Annotated in this window: 22 protein-coding genes and 1 tRNA gene; 7 read left to right on the top strand and 16 right to left on the bottom strand. The window is 70.6% G+C overall.

Going from position 1 to position 26486, the window contains the following annotated elements; translation table 11 throughout:
• Positions 1–2: 2 nt before the first annotated feature.
• The 6 genes from ACZ7DL_RS27650 to ACZ7DL_RS27625 all read right to left on the bottom strand — a co-directional run bounded on the left by ACZ7DL_RS27650 (position 3) and on the right by ACZ7DL_RS27625 (position 7234).
• Complete coding sequence (locus ACZ7DL_RS27650) at positions 3–1217, bottom strand: ATP-grasp domain-containing protein (RefSeq protein ID WP_470778071.1); 1215 nt, start codon at positions 1215–1217, stop codon at positions 3–5.
• On the bottom strand, positions 1214–2686 hold the full coding sequence (locus ACZ7DL_RS27645) for a CysS/YqeB C-terminal domain-containing protein (protein WP_470778069.1): 1473 nt from the start codon (positions 2684–2686) through the stop codon (positions 1214–1216). The genes ACZ7DL_RS27650 and ACZ7DL_RS27645 overlap by 4 nt, the downstream gene beginning before the upstream one ends.
• Positions 2683–4305, bottom strand: coding sequence for a class I adenylate-forming enzyme family protein (locus ACZ7DL_RS27640; protein ID WP_470778067.1), 1623 nt, complete (start codon positions 4303–4305; stop codon positions 2683–2685). Before ACZ7DL_RS27640 ends, ACZ7DL_RS27645 begins: the two co-directional genes overlap by 4 nt.
• Positions 4302–4583 carry an acyl carrier protein gene (locus tag ACZ7DL_RS27635; protein WP_470778065.1) on the bottom strand — a complete coding sequence of 94 codons (282 nt, stop codon included), beginning with the start codon at positions 4581–4583 and terminating at the stop codon, positions 4302–4304. Before ACZ7DL_RS27635 ends, ACZ7DL_RS27640 begins: the two co-directional genes overlap by 4 nt.
• Positions 4584–4745: 162 nt before the next feature.
• Positions 4746–6311, bottom strand: a complete 1566-nt coding sequence (locus tag ACZ7DL_RS27630) for a pyridoxal phosphate-dependent aminotransferase (RefSeq protein ID WP_470778063.1) — start codon at positions 6309–6311, stop codon at positions 4746–4748.
• 29 nt (positions 6312–6340) lie between these two features.
• Entirely contained in the window at positions 6341–7234 is an 894-nt protein-coding gene (locus ACZ7DL_RS27625; protein WP_470778061.1) for a TauD/TfdA family dioxygenase, read from the bottom strand.
• A gap of 309 nt (positions 7235–7543) precedes the next feature.
• Between ACZ7DL_RS27625 and ACZ7DL_RS27620 the strand changes: the two genes are divergently transcribed.
• Positions 7544–8470, top strand: a complete 927-nt coding sequence (locus tag ACZ7DL_RS27620; RefSeq protein ID WP_470778059.1) for a 2OG-Fe(II) oxygenase family protein — start codon at positions 7544–7546, stop codon at positions 8468–8470.
• On the opposite strand, the gene ACZ7DL_RS27615 is transcribed toward ACZ7DL_RS27620, so the two are convergent.
• Positions 8467–9423, bottom strand: a complete 957-nt coding sequence (locus ACZ7DL_RS27615; protein ID WP_470778056.1) for an LLM class flavin-dependent oxidoreductase — start codon at positions 9421–9423, stop codon at positions 8467–8469. The two genes, ACZ7DL_RS27620 and ACZ7DL_RS27615, sit on opposite strands and share 4 nt — an antisense overlap.
• Before the next feature lie 65 nt (positions 9424–9488).
• On the opposite strand from ACZ7DL_RS27615, the gene ACZ7DL_RS27610 reads away from it, so the two are divergent.
• Positions 9489–10487 (top strand): aldose epimerase family protein, encoded by a 999-nt coding sequence (locus ACZ7DL_RS27610; RefSeq protein WP_470778054.1) that lies wholly within the window; start codon positions 9489–9491, stop codon positions 10485–10487.
• 6 nt (positions 10488–10493) lie between these two features.
• On the opposite strand, the gene ACZ7DL_RS27605 is transcribed toward ACZ7DL_RS27610, so the two are convergent.
• Positions 10494–11051 (bottom strand): Type 1 glutamine amidotransferase-like domain-containing protein, encoded by a 558-nt coding sequence (locus tag ACZ7DL_RS27605; RefSeq protein WP_470778052.1) that lies wholly within the window; start codon positions 11049–11051, stop codon positions 10494–10496.
• Positions 11052–11178: 127 nt separating this feature from the next.
• On the opposite strand from ACZ7DL_RS27605, the gene ACZ7DL_RS27600 reads away from it, so the two are divergent.
• Both ACZ7DL_RS27600 and ACZ7DL_RS27595 read left to right on the top strand, forming a co-directional pair.
• Positions 11179–11988, top strand: coding sequence for a BtpA/SgcQ family protein (locus ACZ7DL_RS27600; RefSeq protein ID WP_470778051.1), 810 nt, complete (start codon positions 11179–11181; stop codon positions 11986–11988).
• On the top strand, positions 11985–13049 hold the full coding sequence (locus tag ACZ7DL_RS27595) for an SIS domain-containing protein (protein WP_470778050.1): 1065 nt from the start codon (positions 11985–11987) through the stop codon (positions 13047–13049). The genes ACZ7DL_RS27600 and ACZ7DL_RS27595 overlap by 4 nt, the downstream gene beginning before the upstream one ends.
• Before the next feature lie 73 nt (positions 13050–13122).
• Here ACZ7DL_RS27595 and ACZ7DL_RS27590 read toward each other — a convergent pair whose 3' ends face one another.
• Genes ACZ7DL_RS27590 through ACZ7DL_RS27570 form a run of 5 tightly spaced genes read right to left on the bottom strand, consistent with a single transcriptional unit; the run spans position 13123 to position 19671 of the window.
• On the bottom strand, positions 13123–14385 hold the full coding sequence (locus tag ACZ7DL_RS27590; protein ID WP_470778049.1) for an ATP-grasp domain-containing protein: 1263 nt from the start codon (positions 14383–14385) through the stop codon (positions 13123–13125).
• Positions 14382–15344, bottom strand: a complete 963-nt coding sequence (locus tag ACZ7DL_RS27585; RefSeq protein ID WP_470778048.1) for an NAD(P)/FAD-dependent oxidoreductase — start codon at positions 15342–15344, stop codon at positions 14382–14384. The genes ACZ7DL_RS27590 and ACZ7DL_RS27585 overlap by 4 nt, the downstream gene beginning before the upstream one ends.
• 51 nt (positions 15345–15395) lie before the next feature.
• Positions 15396–17180, bottom strand: coding sequence for an ABC transporter ATP-binding protein (locus ACZ7DL_RS27580; protein ID WP_470778047.1), 1785 nt, complete (start codon positions 17178–17180; stop codon positions 15396–15398).
• On the bottom strand, positions 17177–19141 hold the full coding sequence (locus tag ACZ7DL_RS27575; RefSeq protein WP_470778045.1) for an ABC transporter ATP-binding protein: 1965 nt from the start codon (positions 19139–19141) through the stop codon (positions 17177–17179). Before ACZ7DL_RS27575 ends, ACZ7DL_RS27580 begins: the two co-directional genes overlap by 4 nt.
• A 2-nt stretch (positions 19142–19143) precedes the next feature.
• The gene (locus tag ACZ7DL_RS27570; RefSeq protein ID WP_470778043.1) at positions 19144–19671 is read right to left on the bottom strand and encodes a GNAT family N-acetyltransferase; all 528 of its coding nucleotides are present in this window, start codon (positions 19669–19671) and stop codon (positions 19144–19146) included.
• Between the two features lie 551 nt (positions 19672–20222).
• On the opposite strand from ACZ7DL_RS27570, the gene ACZ7DL_RS27565 reads away from it, so the two are divergent.
• The 3 genes from ACZ7DL_RS27565 (at position 20223) to ACZ7DL_RS27555 (ending at position 22974) form a co-directional block, all read left to right on the top strand.
• Positions 20223–20486: a hypothetical protein gene (locus ACZ7DL_RS27565; RefSeq protein WP_470778041.1), complete on the top strand. Its 264-nt coding sequence runs from the start codon at positions 20223–20225 to the stop codon at positions 20484–20486.
• The gene (locus ACZ7DL_RS27560) at positions 20483–21667 is read left to right on the top strand and encodes a GNAT family N-acetyltransferase (RefSeq protein WP_470778040.1); all 1185 of its coding nucleotides are present in this window, start codon (positions 20483–20485) and stop codon (positions 21665–21667) included. The genes ACZ7DL_RS27565 and ACZ7DL_RS27560 overlap by 4 nt, the downstream gene beginning before the upstream one ends.
• Before the next feature lie 401 nt (positions 21668–22068).
• Positions 22069–22974, top strand: coding sequence for a ParB/RepB/Spo0J family partition protein (locus ACZ7DL_RS27555; protein ID WP_470778038.1), 906 nt, complete (start codon positions 22069–22071; stop codon positions 22972–22974).
• Positions 22975–23286: 312 nt separating this feature from the next.
• On the opposite strand, the gene ACZ7DL_RS27550 is transcribed toward ACZ7DL_RS27555, so the two are convergent.
• The 3 genes from ACZ7DL_RS27550 to ACZ7DL_RS27540 all read right to left on the bottom strand — a co-directional run bounded on the left by ACZ7DL_RS27550 (position 23287) and on the right by ACZ7DL_RS27540 (position 26380).
• Positions 23287–23360 (bottom strand) — tRNA-Thr (locus ACZ7DL_RS27550).
• A 107-nt stretch (positions 23361–23467) separates the two neighbouring features.
• Entirely contained in the window at positions 23468–25090 is a 1623-nt protein-coding gene (locus ACZ7DL_RS27545) for an alpha/beta hydrolase (RefSeq protein WP_470778036.1), read from the bottom strand.
• Positions 25091–25174: 84 nt separating this feature from the next.
• A complete protein-coding gene (locus ACZ7DL_RS27540) occupies positions 25175–26380 on the bottom strand; it encodes a DNA polymerase III subunit delta' (RefSeq protein WP_470778035.1) in 1206 nt (401 codons plus the stop codon).
• Positions 26381–26486 lie beyond the last annotated feature (106 nt).

The raw sequence follows: 26486 nt of genomic DNA, 5'->3' as shown, positions 1-26486 counted from the left end.
GGTCACAGCGCCTCTCCCTCGACCACGACGGCCGCCTCGACAGCGGCGCGGCGCGCCAGGCACTCCGCCCGGTCCGCGCCGGTGATCACCGCGTAACCGACCCGGGAGCGGAAGCCGTTCGGTGGCAGCCGGACCTGCCGGCCCTCGGGCACGATGGTCTCGAAGCGCTCCAGGCCGGGAAACCGATCGGGATCCCCGTCGAGACGCAAGCGCCGGAACGTCATGTCATGGGGCGGATAGATCATGTGGACGGCGGCCACCCGGGAGCGATCCGCCGCAAGCCGCGGTTCCCGCCCGACAGCGACGTCGGCGGTGGCCGCCGACAGGTCGACGCCGGTGGCCAGCCGGCCGAGGTGGGGAATCAGGTCCCCGCCGAGCCGGACGTTGACCTCGATGATGCGCGGGCCGCGGCCGGTCAGCCGGAACTCGGTGTGCGTGGCCAGGTCGTCCAGGCCGGCCGCTCGGTGCGCCGCGCGCACCAGGCGCAGGGCCTCGTCCAGGTCCGGGTGTGGCGCGGCCGGCACGATGTGGCCGACCTCCTCGAAGTACGGCGGGGGCCCCAGGACCTTCTCCGCCACGAACAGCGGGTGCGTGACGCCCTGCCAGGTGAGGCAGTCGACGCTGAACTCGGGCCCGTCCAGGTACTCCTCGACCAGGACGCCGGCCGGTCCGTCGATCTCGCTGAACCGGGCCCGGGTGCCGGCCGTCATGGCGTACCCGGTGAGGAGCTGGTCCTTGTCGTTCGCCCGTACGACGCCGATGCTCCCGCCCAGATCACGGGGTTTGAGCACCACGGGGTAGCCGATGTCCTCCGCGGCCGCGAGAGCCTCCTGCTCGTCGGTCGCGACCGCGAACCGCACGGGCCCGATCCCGGCCGCGTCGAGGCAGGCCCGCAGCGACGCCTTGTCCTTGCAGCGTCGTACGGCATCGGGCGCGGCCTGGGGCAGCCCCAGTTCGGCGGCCAGGTCCGCCACCATCTCGACCAACGCGTCATCGTAGGTGACCAGCCCGTCGGGCGCCTCCGCGCGCGCGATCCGGGAGACGGCGACCGGATCCCGGGGATCGGCCTGGTGGAACCGGCTGACGTACGGCTCCTGCCAGGACAGATCCCGGTCGTCGACGAGGATCAGGTCCACGACCGCACTCATGTCGGCCAGGATGTACTCGCGGAAGGGCCGTCCGGTGCTGGCGACCATCATCAGGCGTTTTCTGGTCATGCGCGTGTCTCGCTTTCCGTCGCGGGGCGGCCGCCCTGGCGCAGGCTCCAGGTCGAGTGGTCACCGGTGTCGGTGACTTCGATGCCCATCCCGGACAGCTGCGAGCGGATCGCGTCGGCCTGCTCCCAGTCCTGGCGGGCGCGTGCGGCGGTGCGGTCGGCGATCAGCCGGTCGATGAGGTGCCGCTGCCCGTGGGACGGTTCACCGGCGGAGGGCCGGTGGGCGAGTTCCCCGGGGTCGAGTGCGGTCAGCCGTAGTCCGAGGATGCTGTCGGCGGCTGCGAGGACGACGCGCAGGCCGGGGTCGGTGATGTCCGGGGAGCGGACGGCCTGCTGGAGCGTGGCCAGGACTTGTGCGGTGTTCAGGTCCGCGCAGATCGCGGCGTCCATGGCGTCGAGGAGCCGGTGGGCGGCGGTGTCGTCGGAGGGCAGCAGCCGCTTGGCGTCCGCGTAGGTCTCGAGGTGCGGGTAGGACGCGGTGGGCCGGCGCCGGGTCAGCAGGCGGCGGAGCGTGGCCTGGGCGGCGACCACACCGTCGTGGGTGTAGGCCAGGTCCCGGTGGTAGTGGCCGCGCAGCAGGAGCAGGCGGAACGCCATGGGGTGGAGCCCCGCGTCCGCCAGGTCGCCCAGCAGGGGTGCCCGGTTTCTGACCATCGGCTGGTTGGCGGTGGTCAGCGCGCCGTGGTGCAGCCACTGCCTCACCCAGGGGCGCCGGTCGGCGAGGTAGGCCTGGCTCTGCGCGATCTCGTTGACGTGGTGCAGGGAGCGGTGGTGGCGGCCACCGGTGTGGATGTCGGGGTGCGGGCCCAGCAGTGCCATGCTCGCGGCGGTGCAGGGCAGGTGACTGCCCGGCAGGCCGCGGCCCCACGGGGAGTCCCAGACCGCCCCGGTGCCTCCCGGGGCGGTGTCGGGGCTGATGAGCCGCCACAGGGCGAAGTCGTTCTTGTTGCGCCGGCCCGGGATGCTCTCCGCACTGGCGCCGTCGCGCTGGCCGTCCAGGTCCATCCCGGCGAGCTGTCCGTAACCCGGTGAGCGGGAGGTGTCGAAGTACAGCCCCGAGCCGAGTCGGTAGGCGAAGCCGCGTCGCTCCAGCTCGCCCGCCATGCGGATCATTTCGTCGACGTGCTCCGAGGCCCGGGGATAGTGCGCGGCGGGCAGGACGTTCAGATCCGCCAGATGGCCGAGGAACTCCTTGATGTGGAACTCGGGGTCGGTGCCCTGCGGCACGTCGGCCCGGACCACGTCGGTGATCATCATGGCGTGGCGGACGGAGAGCCCCTTCCAGCGCAACGCCCGCCGGAGCAGGTCCACACACACGGAGCCACGCAGAATGCCCAGGTGGGCGGAGGAGAAGGCAACCGGTCCGCAGCTGTACACGCGCACCTCGTGCCCGTCCGGCCCGGCCGGCTCGAACACCTCGGGCCGGCGGCTCAGCGAGTTGTACAGGCGAAGCCCCGCGCCGGTGTTCACGGCCGCTCCCCGTGGCCCGTGTCCACCTCGTCGGCGAGCCGCCGCCGGATGATCTTCCCCGTGCTCGTCCTGGGAATCCGCTCGGCGAAGACGATCCGCCGGGGCAGCGCGTTCACGGAGAACGCGGCCTTCAGATGCTGGAAGACCTCGTCCTGACCCCGCTGCGGTGACACCACGACCGCGACGACGGCCTCCCCGTCCACGGCGTCGGAGACAGCGACGCACGCGGCGTCCCGCACGCCGTCGAGCCGCAGCAGGACGCGCTCCATCTCCTCCAGGGAGACCGCCTCTCCCCGCACCTTCGCCATGTTCTTGGTACGGCCGCTGATGACCAGGAGGTTGCCGGGGCTCTCGGCGGACTCCACCTCGTAGCCCAGGTCACCGGAGTGGAACCATCCGCCCCGGAAGGCCTCTTCGGTGGCTTCGGGGTTCCTCGCGTACCGGGACATGACGTTGTACCCGCGCATACGGATCTCGCCGATCTCACCGGGCCGGGCACGTGCGCCGGAATCCGTGAACACCGCGACCTCGTTGCCGTACACGGCGGTGCCGATGGAGGGGATGTCCGTGTCGAGCATGAGACGCCGGTACTCGTCCTCCGAGAGGTCGACCGGCAGTGTGGTGGAGAAGTTGGTCGTCTCGGTCAGCCCGTACCCCTGGACGATCCGGACGCCGAATGTGCGCCGTACCTCGGCACACGTCCGTGCGGACAGCGGTGCGGCCGCGGTCAGGAAGTAGCCGAAGTCGGAGGGGAGTTCCGGCTCGCGCCAGGTGTGCAGCAGCGAGTCGAGCACACTGGGCACCGTGCTGGCGATCCGCGGGCGGTACCGCTCGACCAGCCCCGGGTACTGGAAGGGACTGAACGCACTGGCCAGCACCGTGTGGGCGCCCGAGAACAGCGGCGAGAGCAGTGTGGTGTGCACGCCGTTCGCGTGGTGGATCGGCAGGAAGCCCAGGATGCGCTCGCCGGGCCGGACTCGGTGGTGGCGCCGGAACGCCTCGGCGTTGGCGGCGGCGTTGCGATGGGTCTGTGCCACGATCTTGGACGCCGCCGTGGAACCGGAGGTGCCGAAGAGCAGCGCGTCGGCGTCGGGCCGCACCTCGGTGGCGTGGTGCCCGGCCACCTCGTCCGGGCCGTCCGGCAGCAGCGACGGGTCCGGCACGGTGACGGCGCCCGGCAGCGGATCCCGGTCGCGCAGTACCGCCGGCGTGTACAGGACCCGCACCGCCGACTGACTGCCGCTCTGCTGGAGCGCCCGCTCGGCCGGATCGCCGGGGTTGATCAGCAGGCAGGCGGCACCCGTGCGCAGGACGCCGAAGAGGGTGGCGATGGAGACCGGCTCGTTGAGCGGCATGAGCGCCACCACGTCGCCCGGGCTGATCGCCAGCTCATGCCGCAGCCAGCGGGCCAGCCGGGCGCTCCATATGTCGAGCAGCCCGAAGGTCAGGACGGTCTCGGTGCCGTCGGCGGCGACAGCGGTCAGATAGGGCGCGTCGGGCATGTCGCGGGCGCGGGCCGCCAGCGCCGCCAGGACGGTGGGGTGGCGGCCGGCGAACCCGGCCGAGGGCTCGCCCAGGTAGGTGTGGACGGCCGCGTGGTCCCGCTCGGCGCCGGTCATGCGTCGTCCCGGCGCCGGGGCTCGACCGCGCCGTCCTCGGTGAGGCCGCGGACGGCGGAGGCCACCGTGCGCACGGACACGAACGTGTCCTGCGTGATCAGGCCCGAGGGAAAGCGGACGCCGAAGGTCCGCTCGATGTCCACGATCAGTGCGGCGATTGACAGCGAGTCCACGCCGCGATCCTTCAGCGGGGTGTCGAGGTCCGCGGGCTCGCCTGCCGCTCCCGCCTTGAGCTGCCGGATGACCAGCTCCTCGACCGCCTGCGTCACGTCGTTCATCCGCGCGCTCTCTTCCTCTCTCGGGTTGCCTGGCTGTGTCTTGCGTACTGGGGGCGGGCCACACGTCTCTCCCCGGGAGCCGCCGTGCCCGGTCGCGGCATCGCCCACTGCCCGCTGTACGAAGGTGGGTGAGCGTCCTCGCACGTGTCGGAAACCGTTCGACTACGGATCCGATGCGGTCGAACGACTGGTGCTCCGGACGCGCTTCTGCCGTTCCGCCACCCGGTCCAGGGCGGCGGAGAGTTCCTCCCACCGGCGGGCGGTGGTGATGCGCACGGTGCCGCCGGACAGACCGAAGGTCAGCAGGCCGGGAAAGACGGACACGCCCGTCTCGCGGAGCAGATCCCGGAAGCAGAGGTAGGAGTCGGCGTAGTCGTCGAAGGTCAGGGCCAGGTTGATGGAGTACGCGGCGGGCATGACCGAGATGCCCGGCAGATCGAGGCCGGCGGTCACCGCGTCGCGCAGCGCCATCAGGGCGTCCTGCCGGACCAGCCGGTCGGAGCGATAGGCGCGGTAGGCCGCGGCCAGGGCACGCGGTCGGACGCCGTAACCCGGCTCGAACTCGCCGCACTGCTCCGGGCCCGGCTCCTCGACTCCCGTGACCATCCATCGTTCCATCCGCGCCAGCACCTCGACGAGGGTGTAGAAGAACGAAGGCGGGCCACCGAAGGTCGTGGACGCGTACTCGTAGTACTCGTCCACGAAGGTGCGGTCGGCGATGATCCAGCCGACCTTGAGGCCGGGGGCGGACCAGTTCTTCGACAGGCTGTTCACGCGGATGACATTGGGTGCCGCGCGCAGTTTGGACAGGGAGACCGGCCGGCCCAGCCACTCGTGGCACTCGTCCAGCACGATGGTCGTGTTCGGAGACGCCGCCTGGATCAGTTCGTCGAGCCCCTCCTCGGAGACCAGGGCGCCGGTCGGGTTCGCCGCGGTCTGGAGCAACACCAGCGGGGTGTCCGGGCGCAGTCGGTCGATCAGCGGGCGCAGCGACGTCGTGCCGTCCCGGGCGGGCAGCGGCACCAGCCGCACCTCGGCGCGCCGGGCCACGGACTCGACGAGCGGCGGGTAGTTGGGAATGGCGCACAGGGCGGGCGCGGTGCCGGTGGCGCCGTGCAGCAGGAAGTCGGCGAGGCTGCTGATGGCAAAGGTCGCCCCCATCGTCAGCGCGATGTTCTCCGCCTCGTACGCGGAGAAGCCCAGCCGGGCCGACTCGTACTCGGCGACCGCCTCGCGCGACGCCTCCCGGCCGCGGGAATCGGAGTAGCCGTACCAGTCCCGTGTCAGCGCATAGCCGACGCACTCCTTGAGGACCCCGGGCAGCCCCCACGCCTCCTCGTCCACGGAGCCGCCGGAGAGGATGACGTCGGCGGTGGGGCGCAGGTCGCCGTAGAGGTCGTCGCGGAAGTAGTAGTTGAACATCTCCTTGACGAAGCGGACCGTGGCCCGCGAGGACAGTATCTCCTCGCTGCTGAACCGGCGGCGCACCGCCGACTCCCGCCAGCGGGCGGCGAGTTCCGGACGTGTGCTGTGCCGGCCGAGCTCGGCCTCCATCCGGCCGAGGTACAGGTCGCGCAGTTCCATGGGGTCCGCCGGATCGGCGGCCCGCCGGAAGATCTCGGTCATCCGGTCGTCCGGCGAGGGGTCCAGGAAACGCCCCGCGGACCGCGGAACGGCGCTCGCCCTGCGGGCGACTTCCTCCGGCACCGCGAGAGGTGCGCTGCTCACCCTGCCCGAGAACAACCCCGGTCCTGTGCTCATCGGTCCCCCGTGTGCCGTGCCGTACTGATCCGCAGCCGCTTCAGGTGGCGGCGGGATCCGGGCAGATGGGCCGCGCCGGACGTGCGGCCGTGGAAGAAGTGGGTGTTGTCGATGGCGGCGACGGTGCCGGGCGCCCAGTGGACGGCCCCGGCCGTCTCCCGCGCGTACATGGCCGCGAGCAGGGCGCGGAAGGCGTCGTTCACATCGGACTCGGAGGCGCCATGGGCGTCGCTGACCCAGTGCAGCGCCGCGGTACCGAAGTCGCGGAACGAGAAGACGGGCCTGCCGTCGATCTCGCGCAGCACGGTGGGTACGGACTGGCTGGTGCGATAGCGGGTGACGCGCAGGATGTCGCGCTCGGCCGGGGTCAGCGCCTCGTGCACGTCGGCCATCGGCGCCAGGACCGTCTGTGCCGGGACGAGTTCACGGCCGTCGGCAGTGACGGCGGGCTTTCCGGGGTCGCAGCACATCAGCACGATGTACCGGGGCTGGCCGGCGGCGGGGCGGCCACTGCCCTCCGAGTGCAGGGTCAGCGCCCCGGTCGCGAAGGGCTGAAGCGACACGTCGTCGGTCTCCGGGTGGACGCTGACCAGGTTGAGCAGGACCTCGTCGGAGACATGGGCCTGAACCGCCGGGTCGGTCTCCGGTATCAGCTCCCCCAAGGTCCTGCCGAGGGCGATGAAGTCGTCGTCCACGGGGAGGGTGTCGAGGGCGCCGAGGAAGAGACCGTCCGCGTCCAGTTGACGGGCGGTCTCGGCGACCAGGTCACCCGCCGGCACCGTCGGCACGGTCTCGCGCAGCGCGGGCAGCCGCCGGCCGTCGTTCAGCAGGGAGTGGCGCAGGGCGACATGGGGATCCGAGTCCCGTTCGACGAAGGTGCCGTGCACCATCACTCCAGGTTCCCGCCGGCCACCGGTGCGTGGCCCACGGACGTCCGTATGCGACTACACACGTAATCAAAGAATTCCCTGTCATTCAGGGAGTCTGAACGAGTCACAAGAAAGCCTCCGCGGCTCGAAAACGAATCGCCTCCGACTGGACCGGCCAGAAAGCGTAAGGGCCCTTTCCGGCAATGACAACGGGGGCCGGTCGTTCGCTCGAACATCTGAAAGCAACGGCTGTGGACTCAAACGCGACACGTGGCATACCGTCTGACAGCCAAGATCCGCAGGCCGGACCTTTGGGGAGAGTTGGAGGCCATGCACATAGCAACCGTTGACTACACCCACCCGCATGCACCGGCCGAGCTCGCCACGTCCATGCATGTGACCGGTTTCGGCGTCATCGTCGACCATCCCCTGGCCGAGACGGGCCTGGTCGACGAGATCCACCAGGAATGGTCGGAATTCTTCGCCACCGACGCCAAGTGGAAGTACCGGAACTCCGGGGGTCAGGACGGTTTTTTTCCACCGCCGGTGAACAGCGGGCCCGACGCCCCGAAACTCGATCGCAAGGAATTCTTTCAGGTCCTGCGCGACGGCAGTTATCCGGAAGAGGTGTCGGATGCCGCACTGCGGTACTTCGACGCGGCCGGGCGGCTCGCGGCCACGATCCTCGGCTGGCTCGGCGACGCCGCACCGGCCGACGTCTCCGGCCGGTTCGCCATGCCGCTGCCACGCATGCTGGAGGGCTCCTTCAGTACGACCCTGCGGATCCAGCACTACTTCCCGGCGACGGGCGAGGAGACCGCGGACTCGATGCGGGGACTGGCCCACACCGATCTGAACCTCATCACCGTGCTGCCCGCCCCTCGAGTGCCGGGGCTGCAAGTGCGCGACGGCGCGGGCGAGTGGCACGACGTGCCCTGCGACCCCGGAGCCTTCGTGATCAATGCCGGGGAGATGCTGGAGCAGATCAGCGGCGGGCACTACCGGGCCACCGAACACCGGGTGCGGTTTCCCGCCGGCGGGGACGGCGGGCGCTCGCGCTTCTCCCTGCCGATGTTCCTGCATCCGGCCGCCGACACCCGGCTGAACGAGCAGTACACGGCGGCCTCCTTCCTGCGCAAGCGGGTCGACGACCTGCGCAGGATGGGCTGGCGCCCGGCACCCGGCGGGCGGGTGGACGACGGCGACCGGGCGGCCGGCGCCGGAGCGGACGGCGCCCCCGTGCCCGTACGGGCTTAGCCCCGGGTGCGAAGTGCGGGGATCACGTCGGTCGCGAACAGCTCGATGGTCCGCCAGTCCAGAGGTGGACGGGAGCCCAGCAGGAAGTCCCGCACACCGAGTTCGAGATAGGGCTTCAGTCGCTCCACGCACTCCTCGGGGGTGCCGAACACGAGGTACTCCGACCACAACGGCGAGTCCGGCGGCAGGATCCGGGCCACGGTCTTTCTGCGCTCTTCGACTTCCTTCCGGTCCTCGCCGAGGATGGCCCGGAAGGTCATCGACTGCCGGATCTCGCCCGGATCCCGGCCGACGGCGGCGGCATGGCCGGCCAGCGCACCGAGCCTGCGCCGGTAGACCTCCGGCTCGGCCACGAGCGTGTTCCAGATGTCGGCGTGCTCGGCGACGATGCGCAGCATCCGGCGCGCGCCCTCGCCGCCTATCACCAGGGGGAGCCGCTGCTGCACCGGTTTGGGCTCCAGGTGCGCGGCGGAGAGCCTGAAGTGCTTCCCCTCGAAGTCCGTCCTTTCCTCGTCCCACAGTCCGCGCAGCACCCGGCACGCTTCGTCCAGCATGTCCAGCCGCTGTCCGGCGGGCGGGAAGGGGATTCCGTACTGCTCGTAGCCGAGGTCGTCACCGGCGGCGCCGACGCCGAATTCCAGACGCCCGCCGGAGACATGGTCGATGGTGGCGGCGGCTGCCGCGGCCACCGCGGGGTGCCGCCAGGTGACCGCCGAGACGAGCAGGGCGCAGCGGATACGGCTGGTACGCGCGGCCAGCGCGGACAGCAGCGTGGTGCCCTCGAAACAGGGCCCGCCGGGGCCGCCGATGGGCGGACGGAAATGGTCGAAACAGGAAATCCAGTCGTACCCCATTTCCTCTGCCCGCTGCCAGAGATCGACCATTTCCGAAAAGGACGTGTACTGCTGCCCGGAGTGAATTCCGAACCGGATCACGTCGCCATAGATACGCATGCTCCAAGCGCTCCCGAGGGTCTCGCCGAACATCGTGTGCGGCCATATATTCCGTGGAGGGAACCGTGAAAATCCAGAGACAGCTCGTCGGACGGACGAACACCCCGCAGGGATCCGGCCTGCCGGTCGACGCGTACACACTCGACAACGGCGACGGTCTGGCGATCACCGTCTGGACCTACGGGGCCACCCTGGTCGAGGTCCTCACGCCCGGCCGGGACAACCGGACCGGCAACGTGGTGGTGCGACTGCCCTCGCTGGGCGACTACGAGGACCGCGGGCGCAATCCGTACGTCGGATCCACGGTGGGGCGGTACTGCCGCTGTGTCCGGGACGGCCGGATCGTGCTCGACGGCGTGGCGCACCAGCTCACCCGCAACGAGGGGCCGCACCACATCCACGGCGGCGGCGAGGGCTTCGACCGCAGGGTGTGGGCGGCCGAGGCGGGCCGTGACGGCGACGACCTGGTGCTGCGGCTGCGGCTGGACAGCCCCGACGGCGACCAGGGCTATCCCGGCGCGGTCACGGCGGAGACGGTCTATCGGGTGGACCGTGAGGCCCAGCTGACCATCGAGTTCAGTGGTACGACGACAGCGCCGACCGTCTTCGGCCTCACCAACCACGCCTTCTGGAATCTGGCCGGCCACGGCACGATCGACGGGCACCGGCTGGCGGTCAACTCGAGCAGCGGCGTGCTCTTCGACGACGAGCAGATGCCGCTCACCGGACCGCCCGCGGACATCCGGGGGACCCGGCTGGACTACCAGAGCGCGCGCCCGATCGGGGACGAGGAGCTCGACAACTTCTTCGTGCTCGACGATCCCTGGCTGTGGGCTGCGCAACTGCACGATCCGGGGAGCGGCCGGCTGCTGGAGATCCGCACCGAGGGGCCGGGGATGGGCGTGTACTCCGGTGACAAGATGCTCACCCCGCGGGCCGGCCTGGCACTGGAGCCGGGTTGTTTCCCGGACGCACCCAACCGGCCCGACTACCCGTCGGTGCGCCTGGACCCGGGCGAGAGGCGCACCGAGAGCACGCTCTACCGTTTCTCGGTCGCTCCCTAGAGCCGGTCAGCCGACCACCCGTACGTCGTCACCGTCAACGACGATCGCCTGACCGTCCCGCAGCGCCATGAAGGGCTCGTGATGGTCGATGTAGTACTGGACGGTGTGCTCGATCTCCTCGGTCTCGGGGTGGTCGGAGCGGTAGTGCGGCGCGACCGCGAAGGGCAGCAGGCCGAGCCCGTCCCACAGCGCAGGGCCCTCGGGGTAGCCCGCGGGAATGTGGTCCGGGTCGTCCACGTAGCCGGCGATGCCGCGCAGGGTGGTGCCGGCTACGGCCGCGGCGGCGCTGTAGCCGCCGAAGACCAGGGTGTCGGCGGCCAGGAACTCCTGGAGCAGTTCGTCCGCGCCGCTGTACCGCAGGGCACGGCGCAGGACGAACGTGTTTCCGCCCCGCACATAGACCAGATCGAAGCTTTCCAGAGTTTTCCGGAGTGCGCGTCCATCACTGAAAAAGTCACGGAGGTCGAGTTCCTCCGGAGCCAGACCCACCGATTTCAGTTCGGTGAGCTCTCGCTCCGTGGAAGCGGCCCTGGTGTCCGCATCCTGGAAATCATAGGCATTCATCACGAGAGCCGTGCGCGTGCGCCCGTCGAGCAGGCGCCGCAGCTCATCGGGCCGATTCCCGATGCGAAAAGAAGAAAGATAAAGACGCATAACGCGCAGTATACGAGGTGATCCGTTGAGTCAGGTTGTGAAACGTGAAACGGCCGGTGGCCGGCCGGGCAAGGTGTGCCTCGGCGTCGTCCACCTCGATCCGCTGCCCGGCACCCCCTTCCACGAGGCCGGGTCCTTCGAGCGGATCCTCGACGACGCCGTGGCGTCCGTGCGGGCTCTGCACGAGGGCGGCGCGCACGGCGCCCTCCTGCAGACCGTCGACCGCGTCTACAGCCCGCGCGACGAGTCCGACCCGGCCCGGATCACGGCGATGGCCCTGATCGCCCGGGCGGCCCGGGAGGCCACCGGCGACGGCTTCCGGATCGGGGTGCAACTCATGCGGCATGCCACGAAAGCGTCGCTCGCGGTGGCGAAGATCTGCGGGGGCGACTTCGTGCGGGCGACCGCGATCGTGGGCGCCACCGTCAGCGCCCACGGCCTGGTGCAGGCGGACCCGCTCGACGTGATGGAGTACCGGCGGAAGATCGACGCATGGGACGTCCAGATCATCGCCGACGTGGACTCGATGCACTTCCGGTGGCTCGGCGGCGACGTCCCGACGGAGTCGACGGCCCGTCAGGCCGCGTTCGTCGGCGCGGACGCGGTGTGCCTGGGCAGCAAGGACGAGGAACGGACCGTCCGGACCATCGCGGCGGTCCGGCGGACGGCGCCCGACGTGCCGGTCTTCCTCGCGGGCCACACCGACCACGAGAACGCGGCGCGGCTCATGGCACACGCCGACGGGGCGTTCGTGAGTACCTGCCTCAACGGCTGGAAGGGCCGGATCCAGGTCGAGAAGGTCGCCGCCTACATGGACATCCTGCGCTCACTGGAGGAGACCGAGTGACCGGACGTCAGCCCTACACGACCGAGGAGATGCGGCGCCAGTCCCGCGCCCTGGCGGACGAGCTCACGCAGGTGGTCGACCGCCTTGCCCGGACGACCGCGGACGGGCCGCTCGGCGGGGCGGCCCGCGGCATACGCCGGGTGGTCCTCACCGGCAACGGCGACTCCTACCACGCGGCCAGGGCAGCGGAGCTGGCCTTCGCGAGCATGTCCGGCCTGATCTGCGAGCCGCTGAACTCCCAGCGGCTCCTCGACTACGGCGCGGTCGGGCCCGGCGGCGACGGGCGGGACACCCTGGTCGTCGGGATCTCCGCGTCCGGCGGCAGCAGGGCCGTGACCCGTGCGCTGGAGGAGGCCGCGCACCGGGGTTCACCGACCGTCGCGGTGACCGTGTCGGAGGGCAGCCCGGTGACGCGGGTGGCAGACATCGGTGTGATCGCCCCGACCGGCCCGCGGCAGCCCTCGCCGGGCATCGTCACCTACCAGGCCTGTCTGGCCGCACTCCTCGTCATCGCCATCCGCCTCGGCGCCGGACGGCAGCCCGCCGAGCCGCTGTTGGACGAGCTGCGCGCCGCCGCCGATGCGGTGGCGGCGACAGCCGGCGCGTTGGAGGGGCCGTGCCGTGAGCTGGCCCAGGAGGTGGCCGCGGATCCCGGTCCGCTGATGGTGACGGGTACCGGACCCCAGGCGGGCACCGCCAAGTACGCGGCGGCGAAGGTGGTGGAGGCGTGCGGGCTGCCCGCGTTCGCGCAGGATCTCGAGGAGTGGTGGCACGTGGAGCGCTTCGCGCATCCCGGCGACAGCCCGCTGCTCGTGCTGGCCCCGCCCGGCCGCAGTCACGCCCGCGCCGTCGACCTGGTCGTACGCGCCACGGAGATCGGGCGACGGGTCGTCGCCGTCGCCCGGCACGACGATCTCGCCGTGCGCTCCGCGCATCGGGTACTGCCGACGTACGGCGGGCTGCGCGAGGAGTGGAACCCGCTGGTCGACCACATCTTCGCGGGCCTCTTCGGTGCCGCGCTCGCGGACGCGCTGGGCCGGGTCCCGTTCTCCACTCGCTGAGGCGACGCACGCCCGCCCTGTGCGGCCCGCGGTGTCCGCCCCCGTCCTGGGCGGACACCGCGGGCACGGTCGGCTACTCGACCTCGACCGGGTGGGCCCGAGCCAGTTCGGTGCCGATCTTCAGCAGGTCGTCCTCGCTGTCGGCGCCGTAGATGACCATGACGCAGACGCTGGCGGAGGACTGTCCCAGTGTCACCTCGGCACCGATGCCGGGGCCGATGGAGACGTCGAGGACATGGTCGTGGGCGAGCAGATCGTCGCGGGCCGGTATCCGGGTCACGCGGCCGGAGCGGCGGGGGATGATGTTGAGCATGCCGACGTACCGGAACGGACTGTCCCGGAGCGGCAGTTCGGAGAGGTCACCGTCGAGCAGCTCGTGCGCGGCGATCTCCCGCTCGTCGACACCCACGCCGGCGCCGACCAGCTGGGCCACCGTGAGCCCGCCGAGACGGCTGGCGATCTCGGAGAACACCAGCCGGCCCGTGCCGCGCTCACGAAAGAACTCCAGGTGCGTCGGGCCCCGCGTCAGGCCGAGCTGTTCGTTGAGCCGCCGGTGCAGCTCCCGGACCTCGGCGTACAGGGCGGCGTGGTCGTCCTCGTCGAGCAGGACCGACAGGCCCGGGCCGGCACCCTCGCGCAGCCGGAGCGGTGGGGTGACGTAGCGGCTGACGCAGAAGACCCAGGGTTCGCCGTCCCGCCAGACGGCGTCGACGTGGAACTCCTCGCCCTCGATGTACTCCTCGACCAGCAGCTGCTGGGACCGCAGTTCGGGCGCGTAGCGGAAATCCTTGAGGGCGGCCCGGAGTTCCTCGCGGTCGCGGGCGACCGTCGTCGACACGGTGCCCCAGCCGTTGGCGGGCTTGACGACGGCCGGGTAGCCGATGGTGTTCTCCAGCTCCGCGAGCGCATCGTCACCGCCGTCCACGAGCGAGGCCGGGTCGGGTACGGACCGGGTACGGGCGGTGTGCAGGCCCGCCTCTCGGGCCTGCCGCTTCATCAGCCGCTTGTCGCGCGTGGCGAGCACCACGGACGTCGAGGGCTGGTCCACGGAGAGCAGGTGCGCCAGGTAGGCGGCCGCGTACTGGCTGAACTCGTTGGAGGACATCACCTTGTCGATGCCGACGCCCTCACTGATGAGGTCCGCCGCGACGGCACTGAGCTCCTCCAGCGCGTCGAAGGAGGAGACGTAGTAGACCTTCTCGAAGCGCGCCAGGGCGTCGGCGGCCAGGCCCTGCGGGGTCCGCTCCTGCACGACGTGGAGAGTGACGTCGTCGCGGTCGAGTAGGGGAGCCGCCCAGTACGGGCTGTACCTCACCAACAGAACGTTCATGGTCATGCTTTCTGTCCCTGTTCGCCGGGAGTCTTCTTCACCTGGGCCCAGTACGAGTCGAGGAGCGGCCCGAAGGCGATGTCCTCGCAGATGGAGCGGGCCGCGTTGATGCCGCTGGCGGCCGCTCCGGTCCACATGAAGTACGGCCCGTTGCCGGATCCGTTGCCGGCGCACCACACGCGGGGATTCGAGGTCTGGCCGAGCGTCGTCGTGCTGATGCCGCCGTTCTCGTTCAGTTCCAGGCCGAGTTGCGGAACGAAGCGGAGGTTGTGCTTCTTCACGCCGGGAATCAGCAAGGCCCCCGCGGCGACCTCGGTGCCGCCCTTGGTGTACAGAGTCAGCGCTCCGTCCGCCTCCCGCTCGGCCGCGGTGACCTCGTCGACGAGGACGGTTCCGCCGGCTTGGCGCAGCCGCTCGGCCATGGGGGTAGCGGCGGCGTTCTCGTCAGAGACGACGGCGGTCATGGTCGTCGCGTACTGGATCGACATCAGGGCCATGCCGATCGCTTCCAGTCCCGTGCCGACCGACGCGAACGGCTTTCCGTCGTGCTCGTGGGTGTGACAGAAGGGGCATTCGAAGACGGTCTTGCCCCAGACGCCCTCCGGCAGCCAGGAGGGCAGCTCGTCGATCGGCCCGGTCGCGAGCAGCAGACGGTCGGCCGTGTACCGGGTACCGCCACGGGTGCGTACGGCCACACCGGACTCACCCGCCTCGGCCTCGAGCACCTCGTCCCACACGAGCGTGACGCCGTACTCCCGGGCGGTCTCCTCCATCGTGCCGTACAGCTGCGCCGGTGGGACCCCCTCCGCATACGGCACGTTGTGCACCGCGTCGACGCACGAGTTGCGCCGGTTCGCCGTCGACACCACCAACACCCGCAGCTTGGCGCGGGCGAGCATGACCGACGCCGTGAGTCCCGCGGCTCCCGCGCCGATCACAACCACATCCTGATGAGGGGATGACACCGCTTCTCCTTCTCTAGCCGCGCGGGCGATCCGGTACTGCCCGCAGCCCGTTCAACCGTTCCGGAAGGCGGCCGCCTGCATGCGGAACAGGTCGGCGTAGATACCGCCCAGCGCCATCAGTTCCTCGTGGTCGCCCATTTCCGCCACGGAGCCGCCCTCGACGACCACGATCAGATCCGCCATCTGAACGGTGGAGAACCGGTGGGAGACCACCAAGGTGACCGTTCCGCATCGCTCGCCGAAGGACTTCGCCAGCGCCATCTGCCGCCGGTAGACCGCGTACTCACTGCGCGGGTCCAGGGAGGCGGTCGGCTCGTCGATGACGCACAGCAGCGGTGAGGTCCGCATGTGGGCGCGGCTCAGGGCCACCCGCTGCCACTGGCCGGTCGACAGCTCCTCGCCGTCGAACATGCGGCCGAGCTGCGTGTCCAGACCGTCCGGGAGTCCGGCGACGATCTCCTCCGCGTCCCCGTCCGCGACCGCCCGGGCCAGCCGGTCGGGCCGGTCGGCGGCGGTGAGGTCACCCACGCCGACCGACTCACGCATGAGGAACAGGAACCGGGCGAAGTCCTGGAAGTTGGCGGTCATCCGGGACCACCAGTGCTCGGCGGGGATGTCGGCCAGCCGGACGCCGTCGACGACGACGGCGCCCTCGGTCGGTTCGTAGAACTTGGACAGCAGCTTGACGAGGCTGGTCTTTCCCGCCCCGTGCTCCCCCACGACCGCGACGGTCGACCCGGCCGGCAGATGCAGGTCGACTCCCTTGAGTACCCAGGTGTCCGTGCCCGGGTACCGGAACGACACCCCGGTCAGCGTGATGCCGTCGGTCAGCCGGTCCGGCACACGGGCCGCGGCCTGGCCCGTGCGGTGGGCCGCCGCATGGTCCTCCAGCCACAGGAAGGCGTCCAGCGCACTCATCCCGTCGGTCGTGCGCTGCAAGGACCGTACGACGCCCTCGGCCTGGGCCCGAAGCGTGTTGGTGAGAGTGACCAGCAGCAGTACGTCACCGGGCTGCGCCCGCCCGGAGGCCACGTCGTGCACGATGAGCAGCAGGGCGGCGACATACCCCAGTGAGAAGACCGCCCACCCCGCGATGCCGAGTCCGGCATTCACCCACTGCGCCCGGGCCTGTGTGCGGATGATCCGGTCCCACACGTCCTGGCCATGGCTGCGCAGCCGCGGCCCCGCCCCGGCGATCCGCACCTCCATGTTCGGCGTCGCCTCGGTCAGCAGGGCCTGGACGTGCTCCGCCTGCCGGACGTCCTGTGCGACCGCGACGGCCGCCTTCCGGATCCCGCGCTGCCCTCGGCGCGGCAACCACAGCGCCGGTACGAGCAGCAGCGCGAGGACGAGCAGGACCGGGGCTGTCAGCGCCAGGATGGCGAGCACCACGGACAGTCTGACCAGCATGGTCACACCGTCCAGGAGCACCCATCCGGCCCGGGCGATGACGTCCCCGCTGCCGCGCACCATTGCTATCCGGTCCGCGTACTCCGGGCGCTCGAGGTGCTCGATGCCGTCCAGTCCGGCGATGAGGCTCAGGATCCGCTCGTCCAGGTCCACCCCGATGGCCTCGTCGAGCAGATTGACGACGTTCAGCCGGGCCGAGGCCCCGACCACAGTCACCGCGTAACTGATCGCGGCGCCCGCCGTGGCGATCAGCGCGTCCTGCATGCGCTCGTGCAGCGCGCTCTGGATCAGCATGCGCAAGGTGAGGGCGAAGGCCCCGGTGGCCAGTACGTCGGCCACCGCGAGGACAGCGAACGCCAGGACCCAGCCGCGGTGCCGCTGCCACGAGAGGCCGAACAGCCGACGCAGCGCCTGTCCGCGGGTCATGGGGAGGTCACCTCGCTGTTGCGATCGGCGGCGCCGGGCTCCGTGAGGGCGCCGGGCTCCGTGAGGGCGCCGGGCTCCGTGTCGGCGTCGGCGAACCGGGCGGCCTGAAGCTGGAACATGCCGGCGTACTGGCCGCCGAAGGCCATCAGTTCGTCGTGCGTGCCCGTCTCGACCACCCGGCCGCCGTCGAGCACGGCGATCCGGTCCGCCTTGCGGACGGTGGACAGCCGGTGCGAGATCAGCAGGACGCTCGCTTGCCTGGCGTGCTTCATGACCCGTGAGAAGACGTCGAGTTCGGCCCGGACGTCGAGGTGCGCGGTCGGCTCGTCGAGCACGAGCAGCCGGGCACCGCACGCGACGGCATACAGCGCCCGCGCCAGCGCGACACGCTGCCACTGCCCGCCGGAGAGGTCGATGCCGTTCGTGTACCCACGTGCCAGCGGGGTGTCCCAGCCCGAAGGGGCACGGGCGACCAGGTCGGTGATGCCCGCCTGGTCCGCGATGTCCTCCAGCAGCCGCTCCGGCGCGGGGCACCCGGGTGCGCCGTGGACCACGTTGTCCCGCAGGGACATCTCGTAGCGTGTGAACTCCTGGAACACGACGGTGATCTGCCGCTGCCAGGCCGCCGGATCGACCTTCGTCAGCGGCACCCCGTCCACGGTGACCGTTCCCGCCGTGGGCTGGTACAGGCCGGCCAGCAGCTTGGTCAGCGTGGTCTTCCCGGCCCCGTTGACGCCGACCAGGGCCAGCAGTTCTCCCGGCCTGATCTCGAGGTCCAGGCCGCGCAGGGTACGGCGTTGAGCGCCGTCGTACTGGAAGTCCACCCCTTCGAACCGCACCAGAGGCGGTGGGGCGGCTGTCGCCTCCTCCGCACGTACGTCACCGCCGGGCTCCTCATGCGGGGGGACGAGCGTCCCCGGCGCGCCGTCCCGCGCCGTGAGCCGCTCGGCGAGTCGGTCCGCCGCCTGAAGCGCCGGCATGCCGGCGAACTCCACGTCGTAGGCCTCCGTGTCCCAGCGGCTGACCGCGAGCACGCCCCAGAACGCGCCCAGGTAGACGGCCAGTTGCCCAGGGGATATATGCCCGGCGGCCGCCGACAGCCCGAGTCGGGCGAGCCCGGCCCCCGTGGCAGCGGCGAGCAGCACGAAGTGCCACCGCAGGCGCAGCAGAAGGCGCCGGCGCACTGACGCCGTTCCGTGCACCCTGTGGCCGGTGACCTTGCGGTACCGGCCGATCGCCCATGCGGCGAGCCCGAAGACGCGTAGTTCCTTCGCGGCCCACGGAGCCGCGGCGACCTGGGTGAAGTAGTCCTCCCGGCGCATCTCGGGCGCCCACCCGCGCACCACGGCGTGCTGCCGCATCCATTGCCGGCGGGTGGAGGCCCGTACGAACAGCGAAACCGTCAGCATGCACAGGGCCAGGGGCCAGGAGAAGAACGCGAGTACGCCGGCCGCCGCGCAGGCTCCGACCGTCCGCGTCATGATCGTGAGCTGGCCGGCCGCTCCCGTGCCCACGGTGTAGAACACCCAGTTCGGGAGTCCTTTCATCACCGCCAGGGCGAGATCGTCCTGAATGGTCGGGTCCTCCAGGCGTGCGATGCCGTCGGACCGTGTCGCCAGGTCGCCCAGACGCAGCCGCTGGTGGGCGTTGACCCGCTGGGCCGCCACGACACGCAGTGCCGAGTGCAGGAACTCGAACGCCTGCGACGCGAAGATCAGCACGCCGAGGGCCAGGGTCAGCAAGGTGAGCGTGTGCCCGTCGTCCGGATCGGACACGAGGCGGGAGACCAGGGCTCCCGTCATCAGGCCCGTGGCCGTGGGGAGCAGCGCGAGCGAGAGGTCCACGACGGTCAGCGCCGCGAAGGTCGGCAGACCCGCCGCGCGGAGCATTCCGGCCAGACGCCACAGGTCTCGCAGCCTGATCGCAGCGTCCCGGACCGCCTTCGGTCGGTGTCGTTCCATCACTACGCGGGTATCTCAAGGTCGTTCTGGAGATAAATACGACGCACCCCGCCGTGGGCGAGGACGGGGCCATAGGGCCGAAACCCGAATCGCTGGATGAGACGGAGCGTGTTCGTGAGATCGGGATTGGTCTCCGCCCGAATGGCCGTCGCCCCGTAATCGAGCGCGACTTCCATGGCCCGGCGCACGCACATCAGGCCGGTCAATTCACCACTGGCCATACGGTCCGGCAGCACAGCCAGCCGCTGCATGTAAATCGGCTTGTCCGTGTCCGGGAAGATGTCCGTGCTGGTGGTGAACGACGGTGCCCACGTCAGGGTGAACATGCCTGTCGCCGTGCCCTCTTGCCGGAGAAGATGCACGGCTCCTGAGGACACCAGCCCTTCGGTGCTTTCCCGATTGCGCTGCGGCACTGGAGTTCCGTATGTCTCTGCAACAAAGACGTCCGATGCACAGAGCAGTTCGTGTACTTCATCGGCCTCGGCGGCGATCGACCACCCATCGGACAACTCAGCGCCGTGCTTTGTCATGCGCCTCAATATGAGGCACGGCTCCGGGACTGTCCATGTTCGCCGACACCACGAACGCGGCCGGCGGTGTTCGACTGCGGATGGCTCACGGTCGAACCTTTCGGATCAGGCTGCGTTCCCCAACCGGCGCTTGGTCGCGGCCACTTGCGCGTGCGCATGGCAGTGCCCAGGGGTTCGGCGATCCCGGAGCTGGGCCCGGGGACGGCGAGCTCGTCTGTGGCCGACCGGGTGTCCCACCGGTGGGGGTGTTCGAGCCGTCCGGGCCCGGACGGGGACGAGGTACGCATGTACAGTTCCGGACCGGTTGCGTTCTCCTCTCGCCCCACCTGGTGATCACCGACATGGCCCGGGCCGGTGTGCCGCAGGGTGCCGGCCCCGGGTTCCACATCGAGGAGTTCCCCGACCATCTGGCGGATCCGCACGTTCTCTCCCCCCGGACAGCGCCGACCGCACCGCCGCACGCGCCCGCCAGGACCGGGAGCAGGCCGACGCGCTCCGCTCGCAGCCCTGCGCCGAGACAGCCGCGTCCCGACGGAAAGCGAGACACACGCATGACCAGAAGACGCCTGATGATGGTCGCCGGCACGGGACGGCTTTTCCGCGAGGTCCATCCGCCCCTGGAGCGGTTCGAGACCACGGTCCCGGAGGACCGCCGGATCCGGCAGATCAGGCAGATCAGGCAGGTCCGGCTGTCGCCGAGCGGCTTCAGTATCCGGGTCGGTCATGCGGTGATCACGGGCGCGGACCGGGCGAAGAGCCCGCCGCGATGCGCCGCGGCCGACAGGGCCGTCGCGGTCGAGGGGGAGGCGCCGTGACCGGTGGCATCGCCCCCGTACGCCATGTCCGCGGAGTGGACGACCTCCCGGCCTGGGACGCCCTCGCGACAGCCTCCCCCTTCTACCTCTCCTCCTCCTGGCTCCGCTTCGTCGACACCAGCCCCACCGGCGAACCGCACTACTTCGCGCTGCACGACGGAACCGAGTTGGTCGCGGGTCTGCCCGTGCACTGGAACCCACGGGATCCGCACTCCCGCTACCAGCCCGCGACCGTGCTGCGGGCGCAGGGCGCCGGACCCGCCCTGACGGTCGGGGGCCGGCGGGGCTACTGCTCCGCCGTACCGGTCCCGCCCGGCCAGGCGCCGACCGTGGCGGCGGAGCACACCGCGAAACTGCTGGCTCGCGCCGTGGACGACCTGCCACAGGCGGATGGCCGCTGGTGGTGGCCCTATCTCACCCCGGACTCGGTGGACACCGCCATCGCCGCCGCCCGCCTTCTGCAACCGCTCACCGCGGAGGAGGTCCATCTCGTGGGCGCGGACTGCGTCGTCGACCTTGTCGGCGAGAGCCCCGAGGACATGCGCCGCTCGCTGCCCACCAAGCAGCGCCGCACCAACTGGCAGCGGGAGGTGCGGCGTTTCGAGGAAAGCGGTCTGGAGATCCGCCGTACCCGGCTGTCCGAGGTGTGCGACGAGGGAGCCCCCCTCCTCGCCCAGGTGCAGTGGAAGTACGGCCACGACGAGACCGTCGACCAGCAGCGCTCCTCCCTGAGGCGCCAGGCCGAGCACCTCGACGACCTCTCCGTCGTCTTCGAGGCCAGGGACGCCCACGGGCACCTGGCCGGCTTCTCCCTCTGCTACGACTGGGGCACCGAACTGAGCCTGCGCCTGGTGGGTTTCGACTACGCCACAGTTCAGGACTCCGCGACGTATGCACAGGTCATGCTGCACGCCCCGCTCCACTACTGTTACGAGCGCGGCCTGCGCCGCCTGCACCTCGGCACGGAGTCGTACGAGGCGAAGTGCCGCAGAGGAGCTCGTGTCCGCCCGCTGTGGGCCGTCGCCCCGGGAGTACCGGTCCGCAAGAGCGTCGTACTGGACCAGGCGCATCGACTGGCCGCGGCCTTTCCCGCCGCAGAGGCAGCCCGGTTCGTCGAGGCGATACGGGCCCGACTCGACTCCCGAGGTGCGGACCTGCCGTCATCGGACGGACCGTCCTGAACGCCACCACCCAGGCAAAACCGACTTCGGACCATAGAGTGCGGTATGCGCGATAGGGCGAGAGGTGTCCAGTTCTTTACATTCTTTGCGGGATACCTTGCCACTGTTTACACATTTCGGAACCCGCCGAGTTGAATCTCGGCCAGTGCCGGGTAATTTGCGACCAAAATGCATTGCAAGCGGTTGCATGCCGTCAGCACCCATGATCTAATTTACCCATACACGTTCAGGAAGTCCGGCCGCCCGGAAGTCCGCGGCTGAGTAACTGAAACTATCCGCCGTGAGGATAGGGGCCACCTGTGACGCTTGACGAAGACGGTAAGCGACTGGCTGCATGTCTGGAGCGGCGTCCAGTCGTGCGACTCCCTATCAGTTCCCTACTGTCCGCGGATTCACCCCGCTTGGACGGCGAACGCGCCGACCACATCCAGCTGCTCATCGAATCCGACGCGCATTTCCCGCCCATTATCGTGCACCGGTCCACCATGCGCGTCATCGATGGAATGCACAGGCTGCGCGCCGCCGCACTAAGAGGTGACAAATCCATAGACGTCCGCTTCTTCGACGGCAGCGTGGAAGAAGCTTTTGTGGTCGCGGTGGAGATGAATGTGAGACATGGGTTACCCCTCTCACTTTCCGACCGGAAAGCGGCAGCAGGACGTATCGTTGCCGAGCATCCCGAGTTATCGGACCGGGCCATATCCGCCATCACCGGGCTGTCGGCGCGGTCGGTGAGAGCGGTGAGGGACCGTCTCACCGACAGGGATGAGCAGGAGTCCTCCAGAGTGGGGCGCGACGGACGGGTTCGTCCCTTGAACAGCGCCACCGGGCGAGAGCTTGCCGCGGCGTTGCTGCGCGAGAACCCTGATGCATCCCTGCGGGAGATAGCCAGAGCCGCGGGCTTGGCCCCGTCCACGGTGATGGACGTGCGCGACAGATTACGCTGCGGACAGGACCCGGTGCCGCCCAGCCAGCGCCGACCGAAGAAGGACACCGGAAGAGGCCAGAAAGCAGTCGTACCCAAATCGACCCGGGCAGCCATCACGACAGACCCCGTGGTGGGCTGGACTGCATTGCAAAGACTCCGCAAGGACCCGTCCCTGCGATTCAGCGAAACGGGGCGAATCCTCCTGAACTGGCTGAGCAACCAGCCGGAGCGGGAGCATTGGCAAGCGTTGCTCAGTAACATTCCGCCCCATTGCGTGGAGAGCGTTGTGCAGGTGGCACAGGCGAACGCGCGGGCATGGCAGGAGTTCGCCGAGAAGCTGAAGGGCGAGTTCAACGAGAGCCGTGCGGCGATCGGGTAGAACTCGACGATGTCCCGATACGTCAGCCCCTCGGATCCACACCCGTTTCGCCCCAGGTGGACTCGCACGACTGCCGAGGGTGACTGCTCGGCTACAAGGGGTGAAGACCGCCGACCGCGGACGCCCCCGGCACGCGCCCTGCGGCCAGGACCGCTGACGCGGGAGTAGCCGGGCTGGCGCCGGCATCGCGCGAAGCACGCCGGGCCCATCCGCTCACGCAAGTCGACCGGCGGCACCCCCGCCACGCGCCGCGACACCCCTACGAGCAACAAAAAGGCCAGGTCACGGACTACGTGACCTGGCCTTTCGCCGAGCCGCTTTCGGGATTCGAACCCGAGACCTACGCATTACGAGTGCGTTGCTCTGGCCATCTGAGCTAAAGCGGCGTGCTGCCCGCACCATGGTGCGATCGGCAACGACGGTAAGTCTACACAGTTCCCGGGGTGCTTCGTACCGGCCCCGGAGCGAGCGGCTCCGGGGCCGGTGGCACGGGCTATGAGCAGCGCTTTCCGGCAGTCGGCGGGGTGCCCCGCAGGAGGTAGGTGTCGATCGCCGTGTCGATGCAGGCGCTGCCCCTGCCGTACGCCGTGTGGCCGTCGCCGTCGTACGTCAGGAGGCGCGCCGAGGAGAGCTGGCGGGCCAGGGACTGCGCCCAGCGGTACGGCGTCGCCGGGTCGCGGACCGTACCGACCACCACGATCGGCGCCGCCCCCTTCGCCTTGATGCGGTGCGGCTCACCCGTCGCCCGCACCGGCCAGTACGCGCAGTTCAGCGAAGACCAGGCCAGGCCCGGCCCGAACACCGGGGACGCCTTCTCGAACGTGGGCAGCGCCTTCTCCACCCCCTCGGGGCCGGTGAAGGCCGGCGGGAGGTCCAGGCAGTTCACGGCGGCGTTGGCCATCATCAGGTTGCTGTAGTGGCCGCTCGCGTCCCGCTCGAAGTAGCTGTCGGACAGGGCCAGCAGGCCGTCGCCGTCGTCCTCCTTCATCGCCGAGGTCAGCGCATCGCGCAGCTCCGCCCAGGCCCCCTCGTCGTACATCGAGGCGATCACGCCGGTGGTGGCCAGCGACTCCCCCAGCTTCCGGCCGTCCCCGTCGCCCGTCGGGATGGGGTGGGCGTCCAGCTTCCGGAAGAACGTGTGCAGATGGTCGCCGGCCTGCGCGGGCGTCGTGCGCTCCCCGCCGAGCGGGCAGTCGGAGTGCCGTACGCAGTCCTTCGCGAACGCCTGGAACGCCGTCTCGAAGCCCGCCGTCTGGTCCAGGCTCAGCCTGCGGGCGTCCAGGGACGGGTCCATCGCACCGTCCAGGACCATGCGGCCGACCCGCTCGGGGAACAGTCCGGCGTACGTCGCCCCCAGGAACGTGCCGTACGACGCCCCGACATAGTTCAGCTTCCGGTCCCCGAGCACCGCCCGCAGGACGTCCATGTCCCGTGCCGCCTCGACGGTGGACACATGCCGCAGCAGCCGCGCCGAGTGGGCACCGCAGCTCTCCGCGAACTTCCGGTCCGACGCGACCAACGCGTTCCGCTCCCCCTGGTCGTCGGGGGTCAGGTCCGTCTGCGTGTACGCGTCCATCTGCCGTCCGTCGAGGCATTCGACGGGCTCGCTGCGGGCCACGCCCCGGGGGTCCACCGCCACCATGTCGTAGCGGGCGCGCACCTCCGCCGGGTAGCCGACGCCCGCGTACTGCTGGAGGTAGCCGACCGCCGAACCGCCCGGACCGCCCGGGTTGACCAGCAGCGAGCCGAGCGGCCTGGCCTTGCCGGTGGCCTTCTTGCGGGCGATCGCAAGCCGGACGGTTCCCGCCTCGGGCCTGTCGTAGTCCAGCGGGGCCTTCATCGTGGCGCACTGGAATCCGGGGACTCCGCAGTCGCGCCAGTGCAGCCGCTGGGCGTAGTACGGCGTCAGTGCCGACGGCGTCGAACGCGGCAGCGCGGCCAGCGCCGCCTGCACCGTGCCGCCCACCGAGCCGGACGAGGTCCCGGCGGAGCAGGCGGCGGCGAGCAGGGCGGCGGCCGTGACCAGGGCGGCCGTGAGGCGGGGCGTCGGCCGGGAGCGCATGCGGCGGAGGGGGCCGGTGCGACGGTTGCAGCGGGGGGATGGCCTGGTATCCATCAGGCCAGCCTAACGCTGTGCGATGAGTTGAGTACGCTGCGTGGATTTTGTGGCTCTTCGAGGGACAGGGGGCGGCGGTGTCTCTCACCCTGCCCGCAACGCCATCGTCATCGCCTCCACCGCCAGGAGAGGAGCCACATTGCGGTCCAGGGCCTCGCGGCACGCGGCGATCGCCTCGATGCGGCGGAGCGTGGACTCCGGGGTGCCGGCGCGGGCCAGCCGCTCCAGCGCGTCCTCGGCATCGGCGTTGGCGAGCGCCACGCGCGTGCCGAGCTGGAGGGCGAGGACGTCCCGGTAGAAGGCGGTCAGGTCGCCGAGGGCGACGTCCAGGCTGTCGCGCTGCGTGCGGGTTCTGCGGCGCTTCTGCATGTCCTCCAGGTCCTTCATCACCCCCGCCGTGCCGCGCGGCAGCCGGCCGCCCTGGACCGCGCCGAGCGCCGCCTTCAGCTCGTCGGTCTCCTTGCCGTCCATCTCCTCGGCGAGCTGCTTGGCGTCCTCGGCGGCCGCGTCCACCAGCTCCTGGGCGGCCCTCAGGCAGGCGCCGACCTCGTCCAGCCGCAGCGGCAGCTTCAGCACGGCGGCGCGGCGCTCACGGGCCGCCGGGTCGGTGGCCAGGCGGCGGGCCCGGTCGACATGGCCCTGAGTGGCACGGGCGACGGACGCGGCGACCTCGGGCTCGATGCCGTCGCGCCGCATGAGCATGTCGGCGACCGCCTCGACGGACGGCGTGCGCAGGTTCAGGTGGCGGCAGCGGGAGCGGATGGTCGGCAGGACGTCCTCGACCGAGGGGGCGCACAGCAGCCAGACCGTGCGCGGTGCGGGCTCCTCCACGGCCTTGAGGACGGCGTTGGCCGACTTCTCGTTCAGCCGCTCGGCGTCCTCGACCAGGATGATCTGCCAGCGGCCGTTCGCCGGCGAGGTGAACGACTTGCGGACCGTGTCCCGCATGTCCTTGACCAGGATCTCGGAGCCGACCGCGGCGACCGTGGTGACGTCCGCGTGGGTGCCGAGCAGCGCAGTGTGGCAGCCGTCGCAGAAGCCGCAGCCGGGGGTGCCGCCGAGGGCGCGGTCGGGGCTCACGCACTGGAGGGCCGCGGCGAAGGCCCGCGCCGCCTGGTTCCGGCCCGCGCCGGGCGGGCCAGTGAACAGCCAGGCGTGCGTCATCTTCGACGCCTCGGGCAGCGGCTCGTCCGCCGCGACGGCCGTGACGAGAGCGTCGGCGTCCCGCGCGGCGGCGTCGAGCACCGCGCTCACCTTCTCCTGCCCCACGAGGTCGTCCCACACCGTCATGGGTCACGCCGCCCTTCCGTCGCATTCCGCGTTGTGCAATCCATTGTGCGGGTGGGCACTGACAACGGGGGCGGACGGCGAAGGCGCCCGCGGGCACCGGCCCTCG

This window comes from Streptomyces sp. NPDC036984 (genome assembly GCF_055607665.1).
This window is presented reverse-complemented; position numbering and strand designations above follow the sequence as displayed.

Coding starts and splice junctions, on each gene's coding strand:
- ACZ7DL_RS27650 (WP_470778071.1), bottom strand. CDS start 1,217: ATGACCAGAAAACGCCTGATGATGGTCGCCAGCACCGGACGGCCCTTC.
- ACZ7DL_RS27640 (WP_470778067.1), bottom strand. CDS start 4,305: ATGACCGGCGCCGAGCGGGACCACGCGGCCGTCCACACCTACCTGGGC.
- ACZ7DL_RS27635 (WP_470778065.1), bottom strand. CDS start 4,583: ATGAACGACGTGACGCAGGCGGTCGAGGAGCTGGTCATCCGGCAGCTC.
- ACZ7DL_RS27625 (WP_470778061.1), bottom strand. CDS start 7,234: ATGGTGCACGGCACCTTCGTCGAACGGGACTCGGATCCCCATGTCGCC.
- ACZ7DL_RS27620 (WP_470778059.1), top strand. CDS start 7,544: ATGCACATAGCAACCGTTGACTACACCCACCCGCATGCACCGGCCGAG.
- ACZ7DL_RS27615 (WP_470778056.1), bottom strand. CDS start 9,423: ATGCGTATCTATGGCGACGTGATCCGGTTCGGAATTCACTCCGGGCAG.
- ACZ7DL_RS27605 (WP_470778052.1), bottom strand. CDS start 11,051: ATGAATGCCTATGATTTCCAGGATGCGGACACCAGGGCCGCTTCCACG.
- ACZ7DL_RS27590 (WP_470778049.1), bottom strand. CDS start 14,385: ATGACCATGAACGTTCTGTTGGTGAGGTACAGCCCGTACTGGGCGGCT.
- ACZ7DL_RS27580 (WP_470778047.1), bottom strand. CDS start 17,180: ATGACCCGCGGACAGGCGCTGCGTCGGCTGTTCGGCCTCTCGTGGCAG.
- ACZ7DL_RS27575 (WP_470778045.1), bottom strand. CDS start 19,141: ATGGAACGACACCGACCGAAGGCGGTCCGGGACGCTGCGATCAGGCTG.
- ACZ7DL_RS27570 (WP_470778043.1), bottom strand. CDS start 19,671: ATGACAAAGCACGGCGCTGAGTTGTCCGATGGGTGGTCGATCGCCGCC.
- ACZ7DL_RS27565 (WP_470778041.1), top strand. CDS start 20,223: ATGACCAGAAGACGCCTGATGATGGTCGCCGGCACGGGACGGCTTTTC.
- ACZ7DL_RS27545 (WP_470778036.1), bottom strand. CDS start 25,090: ATGGATACCAGGCCATCCCCCCGCTGCAACCGTCGCACCGGCCCCCTC.
- ACZ7DL_RS27540 (WP_470778035.1), bottom strand. CDS start 26,380: ATGACGGTGTGGGACGACCTCGTGGGGCAGGAGAAGGTGAGCGCGGTG.